This is a genomic window from Limnobaculum eriocheiris, from assembly GCF_021010575.1.
Lineage (GTDB): Bacteria > Pseudomonadota > Gammaproteobacteria > Enterobacterales > Enterobacteriaceae > Limnobaculum > Limnobaculum eriocheiris.
Genome location: NZ_JAJNAG010000002.1, coordinates 70,206 through 87,759, shown reverse-complemented (window position 1 = coordinate 87,759; position 17,554 = coordinate 70,206). Strand labels below are relative to the sequence as shown.

The window sequence follows — 17,554 nt, the reverse complement described above, 5'->3', positions numbered from 1 at the left end:
GCGGCCTGATTTTTTCTCTAGTGTAAAACTACAACGCGTATTTTGTAGGAGAAGCAAAATGCAAGAAGGGCAAAAGCGTAAAACATCGTCCTTAAGTATCCTGGCTATCGCAGGCTTAGAGCCTTATAAAGAGAAGCCGGGAGAAGAATATATGAACGAAGCCCAGCTTAAACATTTCAAGCTGATTCTTGAAGCATGGCGTGGCCAATTGAGAGACGAAGTCGATCGTACTGTCAGCCACATGCAAGACGAAGCGGCTAACTTCCCCGATCCTGCTGACCGCGCGACGCAGGAAGAAGAGTTTAGTCTGGAGCTACGTAACCGCGATCGTGAGCGTAAACTGATCAAAAAAATCGATAAGACTCTGCAAAAAATCGCAGAAGACGATTTTGGTTACTGTGAATCCTGCGGCGTTGAAATCGGTATTCGCCGCCTTGAAGCCCGTCCTACTGCCGATCTTTGCATCGACTGTAAAACGCTGGCTGAGATTCGCGAAAAACAAATGGCAGGTTAATCTGTTCGTTACATCTGATTCCCTTATTGGTTCTGCCAACTTTTGATGGCAGAACAAGGGAGTCGCAATGACGGATTCAGGCTGTTCAACCACATTAATGACTAATCGTTATGTGGGGCGTTTTGCTCCCTCTCCTTCCGGAGATTTGCATTTTGGTTCCCTGATTGCCGCGCTAGGCAGTTTTTTGCAGGCACGGTCAAATCGCGGGGATTGGTTCGTTCGTATCGAAGATATAGACCCTCCCAGAGAAGTAGCCGGCGCAGCTTCCCGTATTTTAGCTACCCTGGAACATTATGGATTGCATTGGGATGGTGAAGTCCTCTACCAGTCTCAACGCAGTGACATCTATCGCCAGATTCTGCATCAGCTTTATCAGCAAAATCGTTGCTACTACTGCCACTGCACCCGCGCCAGAATTCAACAGTCCGACGGCGTTTATGATGGACACTGCCGTAACTTATCCTTGCCTTCTCAGGATGCCTCTTTACGACTACATGTGGCACAACCGGTTTATCAATTTCACGATAAACACCTGGGCATATTAAAAGCCGAACCTGCTTTTGCCAGTGAGGATTTTATTATCCATCGTAAAGATGGGCTGTTTGCTTATAATCTCGCCGTGGTGGTGGATGACCACTTTCAGGGAGTAACAGAAATTGTACGGGGTGCAGATTTAATTCAGCCAACCGTGCGACAGATTGCCCTGTACCACCAGTTAGGCTGGAAGGAGCCCGACTATTTCCACCTGCCGCTGGCGTTAGATCATCTGGGGCATAAGCTGTCAAAGCAGAACCATGCCCCACCGTTATCCCTTGACCATCCCCTGACAATACTGGCGGAAGCTATGCTGTTTTTAGGGCAACCTCTGCCTGATGATTGGCAGGATGCATCCATTGAAGCGTTACTGACATGGGGAATTGACCATTGGGACCACAACCGCATACCCGTAACGCCGGAGCTGACCACACACTTTCCATTCTCAAATGATTCAGTGTGAGCTATTATAGACCGCCGTTTACCATATATGGTTTACTGACTACTATTTGATTATTTGATGAGTATCCTGAACGGCGCCGCTCATCACTGACAGATACACTATGACCGAGGTGTCCTATTTTTACCCGCGTAGCTAATTTTTGCCGCAAGGTACTCACCCGAGAGTCTGATTCAGACATACAGGAACAGAACCACAGCACTGATGATGTGGTTGTGATTCCACGTGCCCAGCACAACATTTCTCGTAAGGACATTAGCGATAATGCCCTGAAAGTCCTGTACCGATTAAATAAATCGGGATATGAGGCCTATCTGGTCGGCGGCGGTGTCCGCGACCTGCTGCTAAATAAAAAGCCAAAAGATTTTGATATCACCACCAATGCGACACCCGAGCAGGTACGCAAACTGTTTCGCAACTGCCGTCTGATTGGCCGCCGTTTCCGTCTGGCTCACATTATGTTTGGGCCAGAGATTATCGAAGTAGCGACTTTCCGCGGCGTACACAGCGATAACAATGATAAAAATGAATCTCAACAGGCTAATAATGGCATGTTGCTACGTGATAACGTCTACGGTTCCATTACTGAAGATGCCCAGCGTCGCGATTTTACCGTTAACAGCCTGTACTACAGCGCCGATGATTTCACCCTGCGCGATTTCACCGGAGGGCTGCAAGATTTACAACAGGGCATTATTCGTCTGATTGGCGATCCGGAAACCCGCTATCGTGAAGATCCGGTGAGAATGCTCAGAGCAATTCGTTTTGCCGCCAAGCTTGATATGCGTATTGAGACAGCAACAGCAGAGCCGATTACCCGTTTAGCTCATTTGCTGCGTGAGATTCCCCCTGCCCGACTGTTTGAAGAAGCGTTAAAGCTATTACAGGCCGGACACGGTTATCCCACTTATCAATTGTTACGTGAACACCATCTGTTTAACGCTTTGTTCCCGCTCATTGATAAGCACTTTACGCCGCAGGGCGACAGCAATATGGAGAAGATCCTCGGCCAGGTGCTGAAGAACACTGACCAACGGCTGCAAAACGGCAAGCGCGTCAATCCAGCGTTCCTGTTTGCAGCCATGCTGTGGTACCCGCTGGTTGAGCATGCTCAAAAGCTCACTCAGGAAAGTGGTCTGGCCTATTATGACGCTTTTGCCCTTGCTATGAATGATATTCTGGATGAACAGTGCATGACGCTGGCCATTCCTAAACGTATTACTTCGTTAGTGCGTGATATCTGGCAATTGCAGCTACGTCTGCCGCGCCGTCAGGGCAAAAAGGCCTATAAACTGATGGAACACCCTAAATTTCGGGCTTCGTTCGATTTATTATTGCTCAGAGCCGACATTGAAAAAGGTGAAGTGCAAAAACTTAGCCACTGGTGGGATGAGTTCCAACAGGCCGATATGCAACGCCAGAAGACCATGCTTAACGCGCTGGGAGATGAACCATCTCGCCATCGCCGGTCGCGGCGGCCACGCAAGAATACGGCCAAACCGCAATAACTTTCTGATTTAAGCCTCCTAACGGAGGCTTAATCGCATAATGGACAGAGATCATGACTCAGGTATTTATCGCATTAGGCAGTAATCTTAATCAACCGCTGACACAGGTTGAAGCGGCATTGGATGCTATAAAGCAGATCCCTCAAACTCGTCTGATTGCCTGCTCGCCGTTATATCGAACCAAACCATTAGGACCACAAGATCAACCTGACTATCTGAATGCCGTAGTAGAACTGGATACCCAACTCTCTGCCGAAAGCCTGCTTGATGCAACTCAGGCCATTGAGCTGAATCAGGGGCGCGAAAGAAAAGCGCATCGTTGGGGGCCACGCACTCTGGATCTGGATATTTTACTGTTTGGTAATCAGACCATTAACACCTCACGTCTGACCGTGCCTCACTATGATATGCACAATCGGGGGTTTATGCTTTACCCACTGGCGGACATTGCCCCGGACCTGATTTTTCCTGATGGCGTCACGCTTTCTTCACTTCTGTCTCAGGTATCCGCTGACGGTTTAGAGCGCTGGTTTGCTGAATAAACAATTTCGTTGCACAGCTATAACAGTGGCGATAAACACTTATCAGGCGGGGTATTGAGATAATTACCTGCCTGTTTCTTATATAACATCAAAATATTACCCATAATTTCGTTATGGCTTTTGCAAAAATCCACTACCTATCTATGCTTATAATATGAATTTCAATTATTCAATATAAATATAAATTACCTCCGGTATTTGGAACTTTGCTATGTTTTTTGACGGTATCATTATTAATATCAGCATTATGCTGACTGGGTTTTATTTTATTTCTAAACTGACTACATCACCTCTGGATGCCTGCCTTTCTCTGAGTAAAAAAATACAGATTGGTTTATGTAACGGCTTGTTATGCTTTGTTTTAATGAAGTTTGCTATTCCCACCATACATTATACTTTTATCGACCTCAGACATATTCCACTGGTGATTATCGCCTGTTATGTTGGTCCACTTCCAACGCTTATCACCGCATTGATTATTTCAGTTTCTCGTCTGGCCATCAGTTTTAACGACACCGCGGTACTCATTTCTATGATTTATGGTTTGCTGGGAACCACACTGGCACTTTGCTCACATTATGTTCAACGCTCGTTGTTATATCGGGCCATTTTGTTCAGTATGATTAGCCTGGTATTTATCTGTTCAGGCTCTTTTCTGATTACACAAGATATTAATAAAATCATGAAATTCAGCGTAATGATGACCTTTTCATCATTTCTTGGCATACAGTTTTCCCTTATGTTGTTAAAAGATATAAAACAACAAAAGTTAGAAATGATCACTTATCAGGGGCAGGCACAGCGGGATTTTCTTACCGGTTTACTCAATCGCAGGGTGTTCGATCAGGCCATGCAAGGCGTCAGCCAGTCAAAAAGAGGCACTGCCCTGCTGTTGATGGACATCGACCACTTTAAACATGTCAATGATAACTATGGGCATGATGCAGGGGATAAGGTATTAAAAGATATGGCCCGCATACTGGATTCTTATACGGCTTCCGGACAAAAATTCTTCCGCATTGGCGGAGAAGAGTTCGCCGCTATTCTGACGGATTTCTCCATCCCATTAGCCCAAAAAATAGCAGAAGAGATCCGTCAGAAAATAGAGCGCAATGTATTCAACCTGCCCAATGGGCAACAGATCAATATCACCATCTCCATTGGTATCAGCAGCAGTGAACAGCGCTATGACAATAACCGTCTGTCACTGTTCCAGCGCGCCGATCTGGCGTTATACCAGGCAAAATCAAACGGGAGAAATCAAACCCGTTACATGACCGATACTATTGCACTGACACTGATACCCAACTAATAGACTATTGCTTTGTCACCATGGGCTTAATATCTGAGCGAGTATTGGCAATGCGTTCCGCCATTGCCTGAATGCTATCAGAACTCAGGATATATAAGCGTTTTAAAGTAAAAGGATTATCCCCCGGCTTGACCTTTCCTCTTACGGTGGTCACCGCCAGACGGTAACCTGCCAGTTTGGCCGCCTGAATAGCATTATCGTTATATCCACCAAACGGGTAAGAGATATACTGTACCCGTGGATTAAATTGCGTTAGCGCCCGCCGGGAACGCTCAAAATCCAGCTCAATATTATGCTCATCACGACTTAATAATACCGGACGTTTATCATCGGAGTAACGATGCAGGAAATGAGTATGCGATTGAATATCAAAAACATCCTGAATCTGTTTTAATTCACTGATGCTCATAAACTGCAACGTATTAGGATCCCAGGTTTGAGGATTGTGCTTAATTCTTGATGAAATAATAAAGGCCGTTGCTTCAAGCTCATATTTTTTCAGGATGGGGTAGGCGTAGCGGTGAACCGATTTCAATCCATCATCAAACGTTAATACTACTGCCTTTGCAGGAATATTGACGGTATTATCCAGATAGCCTTCTAACTGATACAGGCTGATAGTTTCATAATTTTCTTGCTTCAGATAGGCCATTTGACTATCAAATGCCGCCACTGAGGTTGTGGTTGACGTATGGCGGAAGTATTTATTCTCACTGTCCTGCAAAATATGGTGATAAGTCAGTACCGGAACACCGTTATCCAGCTCACAGTCATCCGCCTGAATATATTTAGCATCATCACCGATATTAATTTCATACCAGAGAGAGCCATCCTCCCCCCTTAAACGACCAAGAATCGGATAGCGTAAATTCTCATTCAATACCCCAAAAACTTTGCTGGTATCTTTTGGCTGGTCGTAAAGCGTTGTTGTGCGAATGGTAATCAGGTTCTGATTTAGCTTCTGCAGATCGGTTAGTGCCAACCCCAGCACTTTTTTGGATTTACTGAGAGGTAATACCGCATCTTTTGGGATCAACCCATGGGCATTACCAAAAGTAAACTCATAATAATTCGGACTTAGAGGGTAAACCATCATCTCCTGATCTTTATTCAGGTTACCCACGTTAATAATGTCATTGCCAACCTGAGCCATGATCTGGCTGTCACGAATAATGCGTACCTGGACTGGTTTTATATCATTGCCTTGCGGTTCATCTTCCGCCAAAGAACAGGCCGAAAAGATAAATAAAGGTAATGTAATCAGCGTAATGAGAAGAGACTTAAGGCGCATAAGTTATATTTTTCTTATAGGAATACAAAAACACCAGAAATAGTAGAACTGAATAATAAAATTTTTCTTATGTAATTATGAAATAAAACACCCTATTACAGGCTTGGCACACCACACATAGCACTAATTATTAAAATAGCGATAATGCCCATTAATTTTCCATAAAAACAGAATATCTTCAGCCCGAGCTCCGGAACCTATATTGTGAACAACCAACGGCCTGCCTTCGCGAGTATAACGGTCGGTCACAATACCTATATGGGGTAGTCCATTATCCAAACGCCAGGAAACAATGTCACCGGGTAAGTAATCCCTTGCATTGAGTGAGACTGGCTGCTCCATTTTATGCCGTTTAAAATAAGTTTCAAGATTCGGCACACGTCGATGATCAATATTTGTGTCGGGTTTCTTCAATCCCCAGATACGAGGATAAGACGAAAAATTCGTTTTCATATCCTGATGAACCCGTTGTTGTAAATCCGCCCCCTGCTGACGTAAAGCCCGGATCACAACATCAGAACAGACACCCCGTTCAATATCAACATCCCCACCGGGATAGGACAGCGAAACATAAGCCGGATCGTAATAGCGCGTTTTTCCTATCTGGTCTTCGGCGCTTAATGCCAGCGCTTGATTAGTCTGCTTTTTAACTGTAACCGGGGGCGTTTCTGTTGGCAGCGGTACCTGACCATCAGACTGAAGAGAACCGCTGAAAAAGATAAAAATGCCAGACATAAACAGAAGCACTATTAGGGTACTGAAAATCCTCATCCCTGAATCCTTTTCTGACCGGCTTTTATGGCAGAACCCAAAGATAAATGTGATTTGATTCAGACCGCATTTAAATTTGGGTTCAGCACAACCTCAAAATCGTTAGCTACGCAGACCACGCCCACGTGAAATTAACCACCAGCTTAACAGATAAAATGCCACAGTAAACGCAATCAGCACCCCAAAAGTCAGGATCAGCGATACGTCCGAAATACCGAGAAAACCGTAACGGAAACCGCTTATCATATAAACGATTGGGTTTACCTTCGATATCATCTGCCATACCGGAGGAAGCAGCGTTAACGAATAAAACACGCCACCCAGATAGGTCAACGGGGTCAACACGAAGGTAGGGACAATGCTAATATCATCAAAGGTTTCAGCGAAAATAGCATTCACCAAACCGCCTAATGAAAACAGCACTGAGGTTAACAACAGCGTTACAGCAATGACCCACCAGGAATGAATCTCCAGCGAGACAAAAAACAGTGATACCAAAGTAACCAACACACCCACGCAAATACCGCGGGCAACACCGCCCCCCACAAAACCTAAAATAATAATGTGCGTCGGTACCGGAGCAACCAGCAGCTCTTCAATGCTGTGCTGATATTTTGCACCGAAGAATGATGAGGCTACGTTGGAATAGGAGTTGGTAATCACTGACATCATAATCAGACCGGGAACGATAAACTGCATGTAGTCTACGCCCTGCATATCACCAATACGTGAACCAATCAGGTTACCAAAGATAATAAAATAGAGCGTCATGGTGATCACTGGTGGAACCAGAGTCTGCACCCAGATACGGCCGAAACGAGTGACCTCTTTTATCCAGATACTTTTTAACGCTATCCAGTAGAGATTCATCATTCCGCCTCTTCCTTATAATCATTAACCAGATGAACAAATAACTCTTCGAGCCGGTTGGCCTTATTACGCATACTCAACACAGAAACACCCTGAGCGCTCAATTGAGCAAATACGCTATTCAAACCCTGCTCTCTTTCTACTTCCACTTCTAATGTGGAAGTGTCCAGCAAACGGCTGATGTAGCCCTCCAGATGAGGTATGGGGCTCTTTGGCGCTAAGTCGAGAATAAAGGTTTCTGATTTCAGTTTCGCCAGCAGCTCGCGCATTGAGGTATTTTCCACCAGTTCACCCTGACGAATAATACCGATATTGCGGCACAGCATTTCTGCCTCTTCCAGATAGTGAGTGGTGAGAATAATGGTAATCCCCTGCTGATTCAGCTCCTTCAGGAACTGCCACATTGAGCGGCGCAGTTCAATATCAACACCGGCGGTCGGCTCATCAAGAATTAATAGTTTTGGTTGATGCATTAACGCACGGGCAATCATCAGCCGGCGTTTCATTCCGCCGGAAAGGCGCATGGCTTTCTCATTGCGCTTTTCCCACAGTTCTAAACGTTGCAGATAAATTTTAGCCCGGGCCAACGCTTCCTGACGGGGAACGCCATAATAACCCGCCTGGGTTATCACAATCTGCATAACCGTTTCGAACGGGTTAAAGTTAAATTCCTGAGGAACCAGGCCCAACTGGCGCTTGGCATTCACTAAGTCATTATCAATGTCATAGCCAAACACACGCACATGACCTGCGCTTTTATTCACCAGAGAGCTGATAATGCCAATTGTTGTGGATTTACCGGCTCCATTAGGGCCAAGCAGCGCATAAAAATCGCCGGCTTCCACGTTCAGATTTATGCCTCGCAACGCCTTTACGCCTCCGGCGTAAACTTTACTTAATTGCGATAACTCCAACGCGTATGTCATAAATTAGGGATTACCTTGTATCAGTGTAAAAAATAGCAACCGACCGCAAAATGCAATCGTTCTTTATAGTGCCAGCTTAATCGTTACATCAAAAGTTAACAAATTAAAAATTAACACTTTTGAAACATATCAATCGGGTATAACATAATCCTATTGCTGTTATCTCACTGCCCCAACCGGATCGAGCAGACTATTTTTCACTGAATGGCCATAGACGCCCGCACCATCGGCATGAATAACCTGCAACACCATAAACGATAGTCAATCCGTGGTTCTGTTTTGACAAGTTCCACCATTACCTTAATATTAACGCCATTAAAAACTACGAGCTATTAAACTGTATGAAAGAAATAGAACGACTAATGCATAATAATGAGGTCTGGTCAGCCAGTATCAGCAAGGACGACCCCGAATTTTTTGAGCGTTTGGCATTAGCACAACGGCCACGCTTTTTATGGATTGGTTGCTCGGACAGTCGTGTTCCTGCAGAACGGTTAACCGGTCTGGAACCTGGCGAACTGTTTGTACACCGTAATGTTGCTAACCTGGTCATCCATACCGACCTTAACTGCTTGTCCGTAGTCCAGTACGCCGTTGAAGTTCTGGAAGTGGAACACATTATTATTTGCGGTCACTACGATTGTGGTGGTGTAACAGCAGCAATTAACAACCCGGAACTGGGCCTGATTAATAACTGGTTACTACACATTCGTGACCTCTGGTATAAACACAGTTCACTGATTGGTGAACTACCACCGGAAAAACGTGCCGACCTGCTCAGCGAAATTAACGTGGTTGAACAAGTGTATAACCTGGGCCACTCAACTATCGTTCAATCTGCCTGGAAACGCGGGCAAAAAGTGCTGATTCATGGATGGGTATACGGTATGCAGGACGGCAGATTACGCGATCTGGAAGTCAGCGCTAATAGCCGTGAATCGCTTGAATTACTGTATCGCAAAGCGATATCTAATTTGCTCCTGACAGACGCTAAATAGTCTTCAGCGCTAATACGATAAAAGCGGAATGGCTAAACAATGGCTATTCCGCTTTTATTTTACCGGAAATTACTCATCCAGCAGCACAACCTTACCCACATAAGGTAAATGGCGATAGCGCTGCGCGTAATCAATACCGTAGCCAACCACAAATTCGTCTTCAATAGAAAAACCAATATAGTCAATGGGTACCGGGACTTCACGGCGGGATGGCTTATCCAACAGGGTACAAAGCGCAATCGAGTTAGGCTCACGCAACTGCAAAATTTCACGTACTTTGGTCAGGGTATAACCGGTATCAATGATGTCTTCAACAATCAGCACATCTTTACCACGAATATCTTCATCCAGATCTTTCAGAATTTTAACGTCACGATTGCTGTTCATGCTATTGCCATAGCTGGAAGCCGTCATAAAATCGACTTCGTGATTTACCGTGATCATACGGCACAGGTCTGCCATAAAGATAAAAGAACCCCGCAATAGCCCGACCAGAACCAGCTCTTTGCCGCTATCGCGATAATGTTGATTAATTTGGGTGGCGAGTTCAGCAATACGTGCTTTTACGTCTTGCTCGGAAATCATAACTTCAACAATGTGTTTCATAGAAAAATCCGATCAGTTTGCCTGAACGTAGATCCTTTGGCTGAAAGAAAGCACCGGAGTTTATCACAACTCTTCCGCTGGCGCGATGCGCGCTTTGGCTACCGCTCTTGTTGAATTAAGCGATTTATGTATAAAAAACAGCCAGTTAACTAAGGAATCAACCGGCCTGAAAATTAATTTTTTAACCCGGCATCTTCTTCTACCTGACGAACAATGGCTTTTCCCATCCATTGAACGATATCCTGAATTTGGTCTGATTCCAGGTTCCAGATATCCTTAAACACCAGAAAAACTTCCGAGCCATAAATGAGCGAAAAGGCATGTTTCATACGATTCAAATCCGCTTCCGCTATCTGGTTCTTCAGCGGTTCAGCCGCCATTTCCACTAAACGTTTACGGTTACCCCGAACAAACAGTTTCTCTTTATCCACTTCTTTATCCAGCCGCCGGGCGCGTAAATCAGCCCACTGCTGCAAAGAGACCCGTAGCGCTGCCCGCAATGCACCTTCATGCTTTTCCATCTGAGGGTAGGCAAACGACAATAAAGCAGAAATTCTTTCACTGACAGTATCTTGTTGAGGACGCCACTCTTGTATTGGCCCTAAACTTTCATCGACAATCGTCGAGACCAGAGCACTTTGAGTCGGAAAATAGCGATAAGCAGTAGCACGGGATACACCCGCAGCATGCGCCAACTCGGTAATAGAAGGAAACCACCCTTGCTCAAGCATTTCCAGCGCGGTGGAAATCAGCTTATTTAATGTACGGGCCCGAGCACGAGTTAATGTTGATTGCCCTTCATTTGAAGCGACTTTTTTTTCATTTTGTAAGTCATTTCTCATTTTTAATATGATACTTTAGTCTCATTATGGCTATTTTACATACATGGGGTACAGTATGTGACGTTTACTAACCTATTACCTCGTCTAAATAAATTCAGAGCCAAGGAAGTGTTACGATGAAAAGAAAAACTGTTTATGTTGCAACGACTTTTGATACAAAAAGTGAAGAAGCTTTTTACATTCGCGACCTGATTAATGCAACTGACCTTTTAGTCACTACCGTTGATTTATCAACCAAATCTCCAGATAGCCATTTTGACACGACCTTTTCTGCCGGGGAAATTGCCAATCACCATCCTCAGGGGGCTGCCAGTGTGTTTTGCGGCGACCGTGGAAAATCGATGGTGGCTATGGCACAAGCTTTTGAAAAATTTATGTTATCCCGGGATGATGTAGCAGGAATTATTGGACTGGGCGGCTCGGGCGGTACATCGCTAATTACCCCGGCGATGCAAGCTCTGCCCATTGGTTTGCCTAAGTTAATGGTATCCACCATGGCTTCTGGCGATGTATCAAACTACATTGGTGCCAGCGATATCGCTATGCTCTATTCGGTTACCGATATTGCTGGCCTGAATCGCATATCCCGTCAGGTGCTGGCAAATGCGGCCCATAGTATTGCCGGTGCAGTGAAATTTGTTATTCCTGAAGTAAAAAATGAGAAACCGGCTCTGGGTTTAACCATGTTTGGCGTAACAACCCCCTGTATGCAAACTATTTCAGCCCAATTAATCGATAAGTTTGACTGCCTGACTTTCCACGCAACCGGAACCGGCGGCACCGCAATGGAAAAACTGGCTGCCAGCCATTTGCTGGATGGTCTGCTGGACATCACAACCACCGAAATCTGCGATCTGCTGTTTGGCGGAGTACTAGCCTGTGGCCCTGACCGTCTGGATGTTGTGGCCCAAACCGAGCTGCCTTATGTAGGTTCTTGTGGCACACTGGACATGGTTAATTTCGGCAACCCCAAGACCATACCGGCCCACTATAAAGATCGTCTGTTCTACCCTCACAACGCTCAGGTAACGCTAATGCGCACCACCAAAGAAGAGAATCAGCAAATGGGTGAATGGATTGGTCGCAAGCTGAATGCCTGTAATGGCGAAGTTCGTTTTCTGATACCTGAAGGTGGGGTTTCTGCTCTGGATGCACCGGGCCAGTTATTCTGGTCACCGGAAAATGATGCCGCCCTGTTTGAGGCGCTGGAAAAAACCGTAATCCAGACTGAACGTCGTCGCCTGATACGCGTTCCTTACAATATTAACGATCCGCGTTTTGCCGATGAAGCGGTTAACCATTTTAATCAAATCTGGAACAAAAAATAAGGAGTCCCTATGTCACGTTTCACTCGTGAAGAGCTATTGCAAAAATTCCACGCCATGATTGCACGTAAAGAACCCATTATCGGCGGTGGTGCCGGTACCGGGTTGTCTGCTAAGTGTGAAGAAGCGGGAGGTATTGACCTGATCGTTATTTATAACTCAGGGCGCTATCGCATGGCGGGTCGGGGATCTTTAGCGGGCTTACTGGCCTACGGTAATGCTAACGATATCGTGATGGAAATGGCTAAAGAGGTATTACCGGTAGTGAAAAATACCCCGGTTTTAGCCGGCGTTAACGGTACTGACCCTTTTGTTAATCTTGATGTATTTTTAGATGACGTTGCACGGGTTGGCTTTTCTGGCGTACAAAACTTCCCTACTGTGGGTTTAATTGATGGTAATTTCAGAGCCAATCTTGAAGAAACCGGCATGGGATATGGACTGGAAGTTGAGATGATCCGCAAGGCGCATCAAAAAGGCTTGCTGACTACCCCATATGTATTCAGTGAGGCGGACGCCATTGCCATGACGGAAGCCGGTGCAGATATCATCGTTCCTCATATGGGCCTGACTACCGGTGGTAACATTGGCGCAGAAACCGCCATGAAGCTGGAAGATTGCGTCCCGGTGATCAATGCCTGGGCTAAAGCGGCTAAAACCATACGCAAAGACATTATTGTACTTTGCCATGGTGGCCCAATCTCCTCTCCGGAAGATGCACACTATATTCTGGCAAACTGCCCGGATTGTGACGGTTTCTATGGCGCCAGCTCAATGGAACGTCTGCCAACGGAAGTGGCACTAACGGATACCACTCGTCAGTTTAAAAACATCACTCGATAACCACTAAAAAGCCCGCCTACACCGGCGGGCTTTATTATCACCAAATTCTTAACTACTTATAAATTTCAGCAGAAACCTGCCAGTAAGGCGAAGTATCAAAAGAGCGAGCACCTATAACACGAAAATAGGACGCTCCGGCTTTTTCTGCCTTTTCTCCTATGGCCTGCACCGCCTGATCTAACGTTTCAACTCTTACCATATCACTGATCACACCCAAACTAATCAGATTCATCTTTTCAGCTTGTCCGGTGTTAATAATTTCAGTAATGGCATAAGCAGAGTTAAGACTAAAAGCGAGCAGTGCAGCAGTCAGTATCGAAGATAGCTTCATGGCTTTCATCCTTCAGGATATTACATTTTGCTTATCATACGCTGGATTTTCAGGAGGGAGAAGCTATCACTAAGCCGGATACCTGTCGGGCGGCAGGTTATCCATCGCGAGGTTTAACCATCAGAGATTAACGGTAAATCTCTGCGGCAATACGCCAGTTATTTGAATCATCGTTAGAGTTAGCTGCAATAACACGATAGTAAGAAGCATGTTGGCTACCGACTTCTTGTAGCAGCATAAGCATAAGCAGAACCAACTCATTTCAATAAATTCACACACTTATCCTCTTTTGATTTTTAGTGCTATTACAGTTGATTCTTTCTTTTCAATAAAATACTGTACCGTACAGTACAGTACAGTACGAATATGAGGGGAAAATGGGACCGCACAAAGAAGATCGTCGAACTTATATTCTTCAGAAAGCAACAGATATCTTTCTGAACAATGGCTATGAGCGCACTTCCATGGATGAAGTTAATGAGTGTATTGGTTGTTCCAAAGCTACTCTGTATAAGTACTTCTGCTCTAAACAAGAGTTGTTTATGAATGTAATTGACCATGCGGTTCATACCTATACTCAGGCCATTATTAACACCACTGCACAGTTACAAAACCGGGAAATCGATTGCTGAAAGGCGTTACACAATTTTGGCATCAGCTATCTGAATCTGCATCTGTCACCAGTGATGATGAGAATTACCCGCATGATCATTGCCGAGTGTGAACACACCGGTATTGACGAACTGATATATCAACAAGGTCCACAAAAGGGCTGGATGGAGATATCAACGCATCTTAAATCGCTTATGGAACACGGCATTTTGCGTCGTGCTGACCCTTTCACTACCGCCGTGCAGTTTAAGGGGTTACTTGAGTCCGGGCTGATTGATAAACAGCTACGTGGAGCGCTCTCTGATGTCCGTGAAGAAGAGGTTCAGCGTCAGGCAGAAAACGCTCTCGACACGTTTCGACGCGCCTATGAAGTTAAACAGGTTGCAATATCCATAAATAACAAAATGGAAGGAAATAAATCATGATTCAAACCAGCATTATTCAGGATCTGGTTTACTGGATTGAAAGTCATCTGGAAGAACCACTTAATGTAAAACGCGTAGCGTCAAAATCAGGTTATTCCCAATGGCATTTGCAGCGGCTATTTAAAGATATTACCGGCGACTCTCTGGCTTATTATATCCGCAAAAAACGCTTACAAAGCGCGGCCTCAGAGCTAAAACAGAGTAAAAGAAGCATTGCAGAAATCGCCTATCAGTATCAGTTTGATTCCCAACAAAGCTTTACCCGGGCATTCAAAAAAATGTTCTCTACCACCCCTTCCGACTATCGCTACCATAGTTAAGTAGTGCTGTCTGAATGCTTTCAGGCAGTAACTTTTGTCAGTTTGTGAAAATCTTATAAAGCGGATAGTAACAATTAAAATTGTGCCTTAACTGGACAAAACCGCAGGTTCTCTATCAGAATGAATAGATAGAATTCGCTGTATCACAACGGTATAAAAAGATTTGTCATCCTCTAACTGTATGATACCGTCATTACCTTAATGAACTTATTAGCTAGCCAATGAACAACAAATCTCGTTTTAATTTACCATTATTATTGCTGTCGCTTATTGGGTTTTCATCTACCTGTCAGGCATTAACAGAATCAGAAGCAGAAGAGCTTGCCGATCTTACGGCGGTATTTTTCTATCTGAAAAAAGAGTGCGGGTATAAAGATCTGCCTATCCCTGAAATAAAGCGAGCTTTGATCTATTTTGCTCAACAAAATCATTGGGATCTGGCGAACTACAACCAAATAAATATGGAGCAATTAGGCCAGTCAAGTTATGACGATTTGAGCCATATCCCGGTTGATAAAGATAAGAAGTGTGCCGCATTAGCCAAAGACTCATTTGGTATCATGAATAATTAATTCAGGTAAACCACGCATTTAAGTTTATCGGTCGTATCCATCTTCTGATTTCCCTTTCCACCGTTTTTCCCGGCGGAAGTAATCGCGTTTCCCAATTAGCCAGATTCTAATTAATTTCCTTATTAAAACAATTAAATAGCCATTAATCGTGCATAATACCCATCAGTTCGCTATTATATTGCGCTAACTTTTTTCATCCGGCCCGGAGGATTAGCGGTGATGTCAGATAAAAAAACCTGGTTTGAAACCCTGTACAGCGGCTTTGGTCAGTTTTTTTCTATTAATAAAACGTTATATCACAGCAAAACGGAGCATCAGGATTTGATCATTTTTGAGAATGACCTGATGGGCAGAGTGATGGCGCTGGATGGCGTGATACAAACCACCGAGCGCGATGAGTTTATCTACCATGAAATGATGGCCCATGTCCCTATTCTGGCTCATGGTAAAGCCAAGCGGATTTTGATTATCGGCGGTGGTGATGGTGGAATGTTGCGTGAAGTATGCCGCCACCAGAGCGTTGAACATATCACCATGGTGGAAATTGACGAAAACGTCGTTGAATTTTGCCGGGAATACCTGCCAAACCACAACGCCGGGGCCTATGAAGACCCTCGTTTCAATTTAGTGATTGAAGATGGCATAAACTTTGTTAACCAAACCGATCTGAAGTTTGACGTCATCATTTCTGACTGTACCGATCCAATTGGTCCGGGAGAGAGCCTGTTTACCTCTGAGTTTTATCAGGGCTGTGCTCGCTGCCTGAATGAAAACGGCATCTTTGTTGCCCAAAACGGCGTGTGCTTTTTACAGCAGGACGAAGCGGTTAACAGCCACCAGAAGCTTTCTACCTATTTTGAAGATGCCAGCTTCTATCAGGCGGCAATTCCTACCTATTATGGCGGCATTATGACTTTCGCCTGGGCCAGTCAAAATCCGCTGTTACGTCAGCATGATTTGGCGACGCTGGAGTCACGTTTTAAAACGCTGGGGATTCATTGCCGTTACTATAATCCAGCCATACACGTTGGCAGCTTCGCCCTGCCCCAGTATCTACTGGATGCCCTGAATAAATAACACAGCTTTCTTTAACCATAAAACATAAGGCGGTGAACCAAATTGCATAAGCTAAAACTGCACGGCTTCAATAATTTAACCAAAAGCCTGGGTTTTTGTATCTACGATATCTGTTATGCCAAAACGGATTATGACAGAGAGCAATACATTGCTTATATTGACGAACAATATAATGCAAATCGGCTGACTGAAATTCTGACGGAAACCTGTTCTATTATCGGGGCTAATATTTTGAATATTGCCCGTCAGGATTATGACCCGCAAGGGGCCAGCGTCACTATTTTGATCAGTGAAGAACCAATGGATCCGAGCCTGGTGGATCAGTCAGAACACCCTGGTCCTTTGCCTGACTCTGTCGTGGCCCATTTAGATAAAAGCCATATCTGTGTCCATACCTATCCTGAAAGCCATCCTCAGGGCGGCCTGTGTACCTTTCGGGCCGATATTGAAGTTTCAACCTGTGGGGTGATCTCTCCGCTTAAAGCGTTGAACTACCTTATCCACCAGTTGGAATCAGATATTGTGACGCTGGACTATCGGGTTCGCGGTTTTACCCGTGATATCAACGGGGTAAAATACTATATCGACCATAAGATTAATTCGATTCAGAACTTTATGACGGATGACATTACATCCCTCTATCATATGGTGGATGTGAATGTGTATCAGGAAAATATCTTCCATACCAAGATGATGCTAAAAGAGTTCGATCTTGACCATTATCTGTTTAATGCCAGACCGGAAGATCTGGATCAGCACGAACGTCAACATATCACTCGTTTACTGCGCAAAGAGATGCAGGAAATTTACTATGGCAGAAACATGCCGGAAGTCATGGTATAACGAGAAATGCGCCACGCCGGACCGGCGTGGCG

At 44.8% G+C, this 17,554-nt stretch carries 21 protein-coding genes and 1 pseudogene; 14 read left to right on the top strand and 8 right to left on the bottom strand.

Annotation, left to right across the window (positions count from 1 at the left end; translation table 11 throughout):
- The first annotated feature begins 58 nt into the window (after nt 1-58).
- From dksA to LPW36_RS01430, 5 genes are all read left to right on the top strand, one after another.
- Complete coding sequence (gene dksA / locus LPW36_RS01450; RefSeq protein WP_108901630.1) at nt 59-514, top strand: RNA polymerase-binding protein DksA; 456 nt, start codon at nt 59-61, stop codon at nt 512-514.
- Nucleotides 515-581: 67 nt separating this feature from the next.
- Entirely contained in the window at nt 582-1,511 is a 930-nt protein-coding gene (gene gluQRS, locus LPW36_RS01445) for a tRNA glutamyl-Q(34) synthetase GluQRS (RefSeq protein WP_230607732.1), read from the top strand.
- Nucleotides 1,512-1,627: 116 nt separating this feature from the next.
- Nucleotides 1,628-3,016, top strand: coding sequence for a polynucleotide adenylyltransferase PcnB (gene pcnB, locus LPW36_RS01440; protein WP_230607868.1), 1,389 nt, complete (start codon nt 1,628-1,630; stop codon nt 3,014-3,016).
- A 53-nt stretch (nt 3,017-3,069) separates the two neighbouring features.
- Nucleotides 3,070-3,558 carry a 2-amino-4-hydroxy-6-hydroxymethyldihydropteridine diphosphokinase gene (gene folK, locus LPW36_RS01435; protein WP_230607731.1) on the top strand — a complete coding sequence of 163 codons (489 nt, stop codon included), beginning with the start codon at nt 3,070-3,072 and terminating at the stop codon, nt 3,556-3,558.
- A 211-nt stretch (nt 3,559-3,769) separates the two neighbouring features.
- A complete protein-coding gene (locus tag LPW36_RS01430) occupies nt 3,770-4,870 on the top strand; it encodes a GGDEF domain-containing protein (protein ID WP_230607730.1) in 1,101 nt (366 codons plus the stop codon).
- Nucleotides 4,871-4,874: 4 nt separating this feature from the next.
- Here LPW36_RS01430 and LPW36_RS01425 read toward each other — a convergent pair whose 3' ends face one another.
- The 4 genes from LPW36_RS01425 to LPW36_RS01410 all read right to left on the bottom strand — a co-directional run bounded on the left by LPW36_RS01425 (nt 4,875) and on the right by LPW36_RS01410 (nt 8,728).
- Nucleotides 4,875-6,161, bottom strand: a complete 1,287-nt coding sequence (locus tag LPW36_RS01425; protein ID WP_230607729.1) for a polysaccharide deacetylase family protein — start codon at nt 6,159-6,161, stop codon at nt 4,875-4,877.
- 123 nt (nt 6,162-6,284) lie between these two features.
- A complete protein-coding gene (locus tag LPW36_RS01420) occupies nt 6,285-6,932 on the bottom strand; it encodes a DUF1287 domain-containing protein (protein WP_230607728.1) in 648 nt (215 codons plus the stop codon).
- A gap of 102 nt (nt 6,933-7,034) precedes the next feature.
- Nucleotides 7,035-7,805, bottom strand: a complete 771-nt coding sequence (locus LPW36_RS01415; RefSeq protein WP_230607727.1) for an ABC transporter permease — start codon at nt 7,803-7,805, stop codon at nt 7,035-7,037.
- Nucleotides 7,802-8,728, bottom strand: a complete 927-nt coding sequence (locus tag LPW36_RS01410; protein WP_230607726.1) for an ABC transporter ATP-binding protein — start codon at nt 8,726-8,728, stop codon at nt 7,802-7,804. Before LPW36_RS01410 ends, LPW36_RS01415 begins: the two co-directional genes overlap by 4 nt.
- Nucleotides 8,729-9,069: 341 nt before the next feature.
- Between LPW36_RS01410 and can the strand changes: the two genes are divergently transcribed.
- Nucleotides 9,070-9,726 carry a carbonate dehydratase gene (gene can, locus LPW36_RS01405; RefSeq protein WP_230607725.1) on the top strand — a complete coding sequence of 219 codons (657 nt, stop codon included), beginning with the start codon at nt 9,070-9,072 and terminating at the stop codon, nt 9,724-9,726.
- A gap of 69 nt (nt 9,727-9,795) precedes the next feature.
- Here the strand turns inward: can and hpt are convergent, their stop codons facing one another.
- The gene (hpt, locus tag LPW36_RS01400) at nt 9,796-10,332 is read right to left on the bottom strand and encodes a hypoxanthine phosphoribosyltransferase (protein ID WP_230607724.1); all 537 of its coding nucleotides are present in this window, start codon (nt 10,330-10,332) and stop codon (nt 9,796-9,798) included.
- A gap of 173 nt (nt 10,333-10,505) precedes the next feature.
- A complete protein-coding gene (locus LPW36_RS01395; RefSeq protein ID WP_230607723.1) occupies nt 10,506-11,174 on the bottom strand; it encodes a TetR/AcrR family transcriptional regulator in 669 nt (222 codons plus the stop codon).
- Nucleotides 11,175-11,290: 116 nt separating this feature from the next.
- On the opposite strand from LPW36_RS01395, the gene LPW36_RS01390 reads away from it, so the two are divergent.
- Together LPW36_RS01390 and LPW36_RS01385 are read left to right on the top strand one after the other, a co-directional pair.
- Entirely contained in the window at nt 11,291-12,502 is a 1,212-nt protein-coding gene (locus LPW36_RS01390) for a Tm-1-like ATP-binding domain-containing protein (RefSeq protein ID WP_230607722.1), read from the top strand.
- A gap of 9 nt (nt 12,503-12,511) precedes the next feature.
- The gene (locus tag LPW36_RS01385) at nt 12,512-13,342 is read left to right on the top strand and encodes a phosphoenolpyruvate hydrolase family protein (RefSeq protein ID WP_230607721.1); all 831 of its coding nucleotides are present in this window, start codon (nt 12,512-12,514) and stop codon (nt 13,340-13,342) included.
- A 52-nt stretch (nt 13,343-13,394) separates the two neighbouring features.
- Here the strand turns inward: LPW36_RS01385 and LPW36_RS01380 are convergent, their stop codons facing one another.
- On the bottom strand, nt 13,395-13,673 hold the full coding sequence (locus LPW36_RS01380; protein WP_230607720.1) for a YdgH/BhsA/McbA family protein: 279 nt from the start codon (nt 13,671-13,673) through the stop codon (nt 13,395-13,397).
- Between the two features lie 127 nt (nt 13,674-13,800).
- Complete coding sequence (locus tag LPW36_RS01375) at nt 13,801-13,917, bottom strand: YdgH/BhsA/McbA family protein (protein WP_230607719.1); 117 nt, start codon at nt 13,915-13,917, stop codon at nt 13,801-13,803.
- A gap of 133 nt (nt 13,918-14,050) precedes the next feature.
- On the opposite strand from LPW36_RS01375, the gene LPW36_RS01370 reads away from it, so the two are divergent.
- The 6 genes and pseudogenes from LPW36_RS01370 (at nt 14,051) to speD (ending at nt 17,522) form a co-directional block, all read left to right on the top strand.
- Nucleotides 14,051-14,305 carry a TetR/AcrR family transcriptional regulator gene (locus tag LPW36_RS01370; RefSeq protein ID WP_230607718.1) on the top strand — a complete coding sequence of 85 codons (255 nt, stop codon included), beginning with the start codon at nt 14,051-14,053 and terminating at the stop codon, nt 14,303-14,305.
- A gap of 15 nt (nt 14,306-14,320) precedes the next feature.
- A pseudogene (locus LPW36_RS01365) lies at nt 14,321-14,710 on the top strand (TetR/AcrR family transcriptional regulator C-terminal domain-containing protein); the annotation flags it as partial.
- A complete protein-coding gene (locus LPW36_RS01360; RefSeq protein ID WP_230607716.1) occupies nt 14,707-15,030 on the top strand; it encodes a helix-turn-helix domain-containing protein in 324 nt (107 codons plus the stop codon). The pseudogene LPW36_RS01365 and the gene LPW36_RS01360, both read left to right, overlap by 4 nt.
- A gap of 221 nt (nt 15,031-15,251) precedes the next feature.
- A complete protein-coding gene (locus LPW36_RS01355; RefSeq protein WP_230607715.1) occupies nt 15,252-15,602 on the top strand; it encodes a YacC family pilotin-like protein in 351 nt (116 codons plus the stop codon).
- A gap of 219 nt (nt 15,603-15,821) precedes the next feature.
- On the top strand, nt 15,822-16,679 hold the full coding sequence (gene speE, locus LPW36_RS01350; RefSeq protein WP_230607714.1) for a polyamine aminopropyltransferase: 858 nt from the start codon (nt 15,822-15,824) through the stop codon (nt 16,677-16,679).
- A 42-nt stretch (nt 16,680-16,721) separates the two neighbouring features.
- On the top strand, nt 16,722-17,522 hold the full coding sequence (speD, locus tag LPW36_RS01345; RefSeq protein WP_230607713.1) for an adenosylmethionine decarboxylase: 801 nt from the start codon (nt 16,722-16,724) through the stop codon (nt 17,520-17,522).
- Nucleotides 17,523-17,554 lie beyond the last annotated feature (32 nt).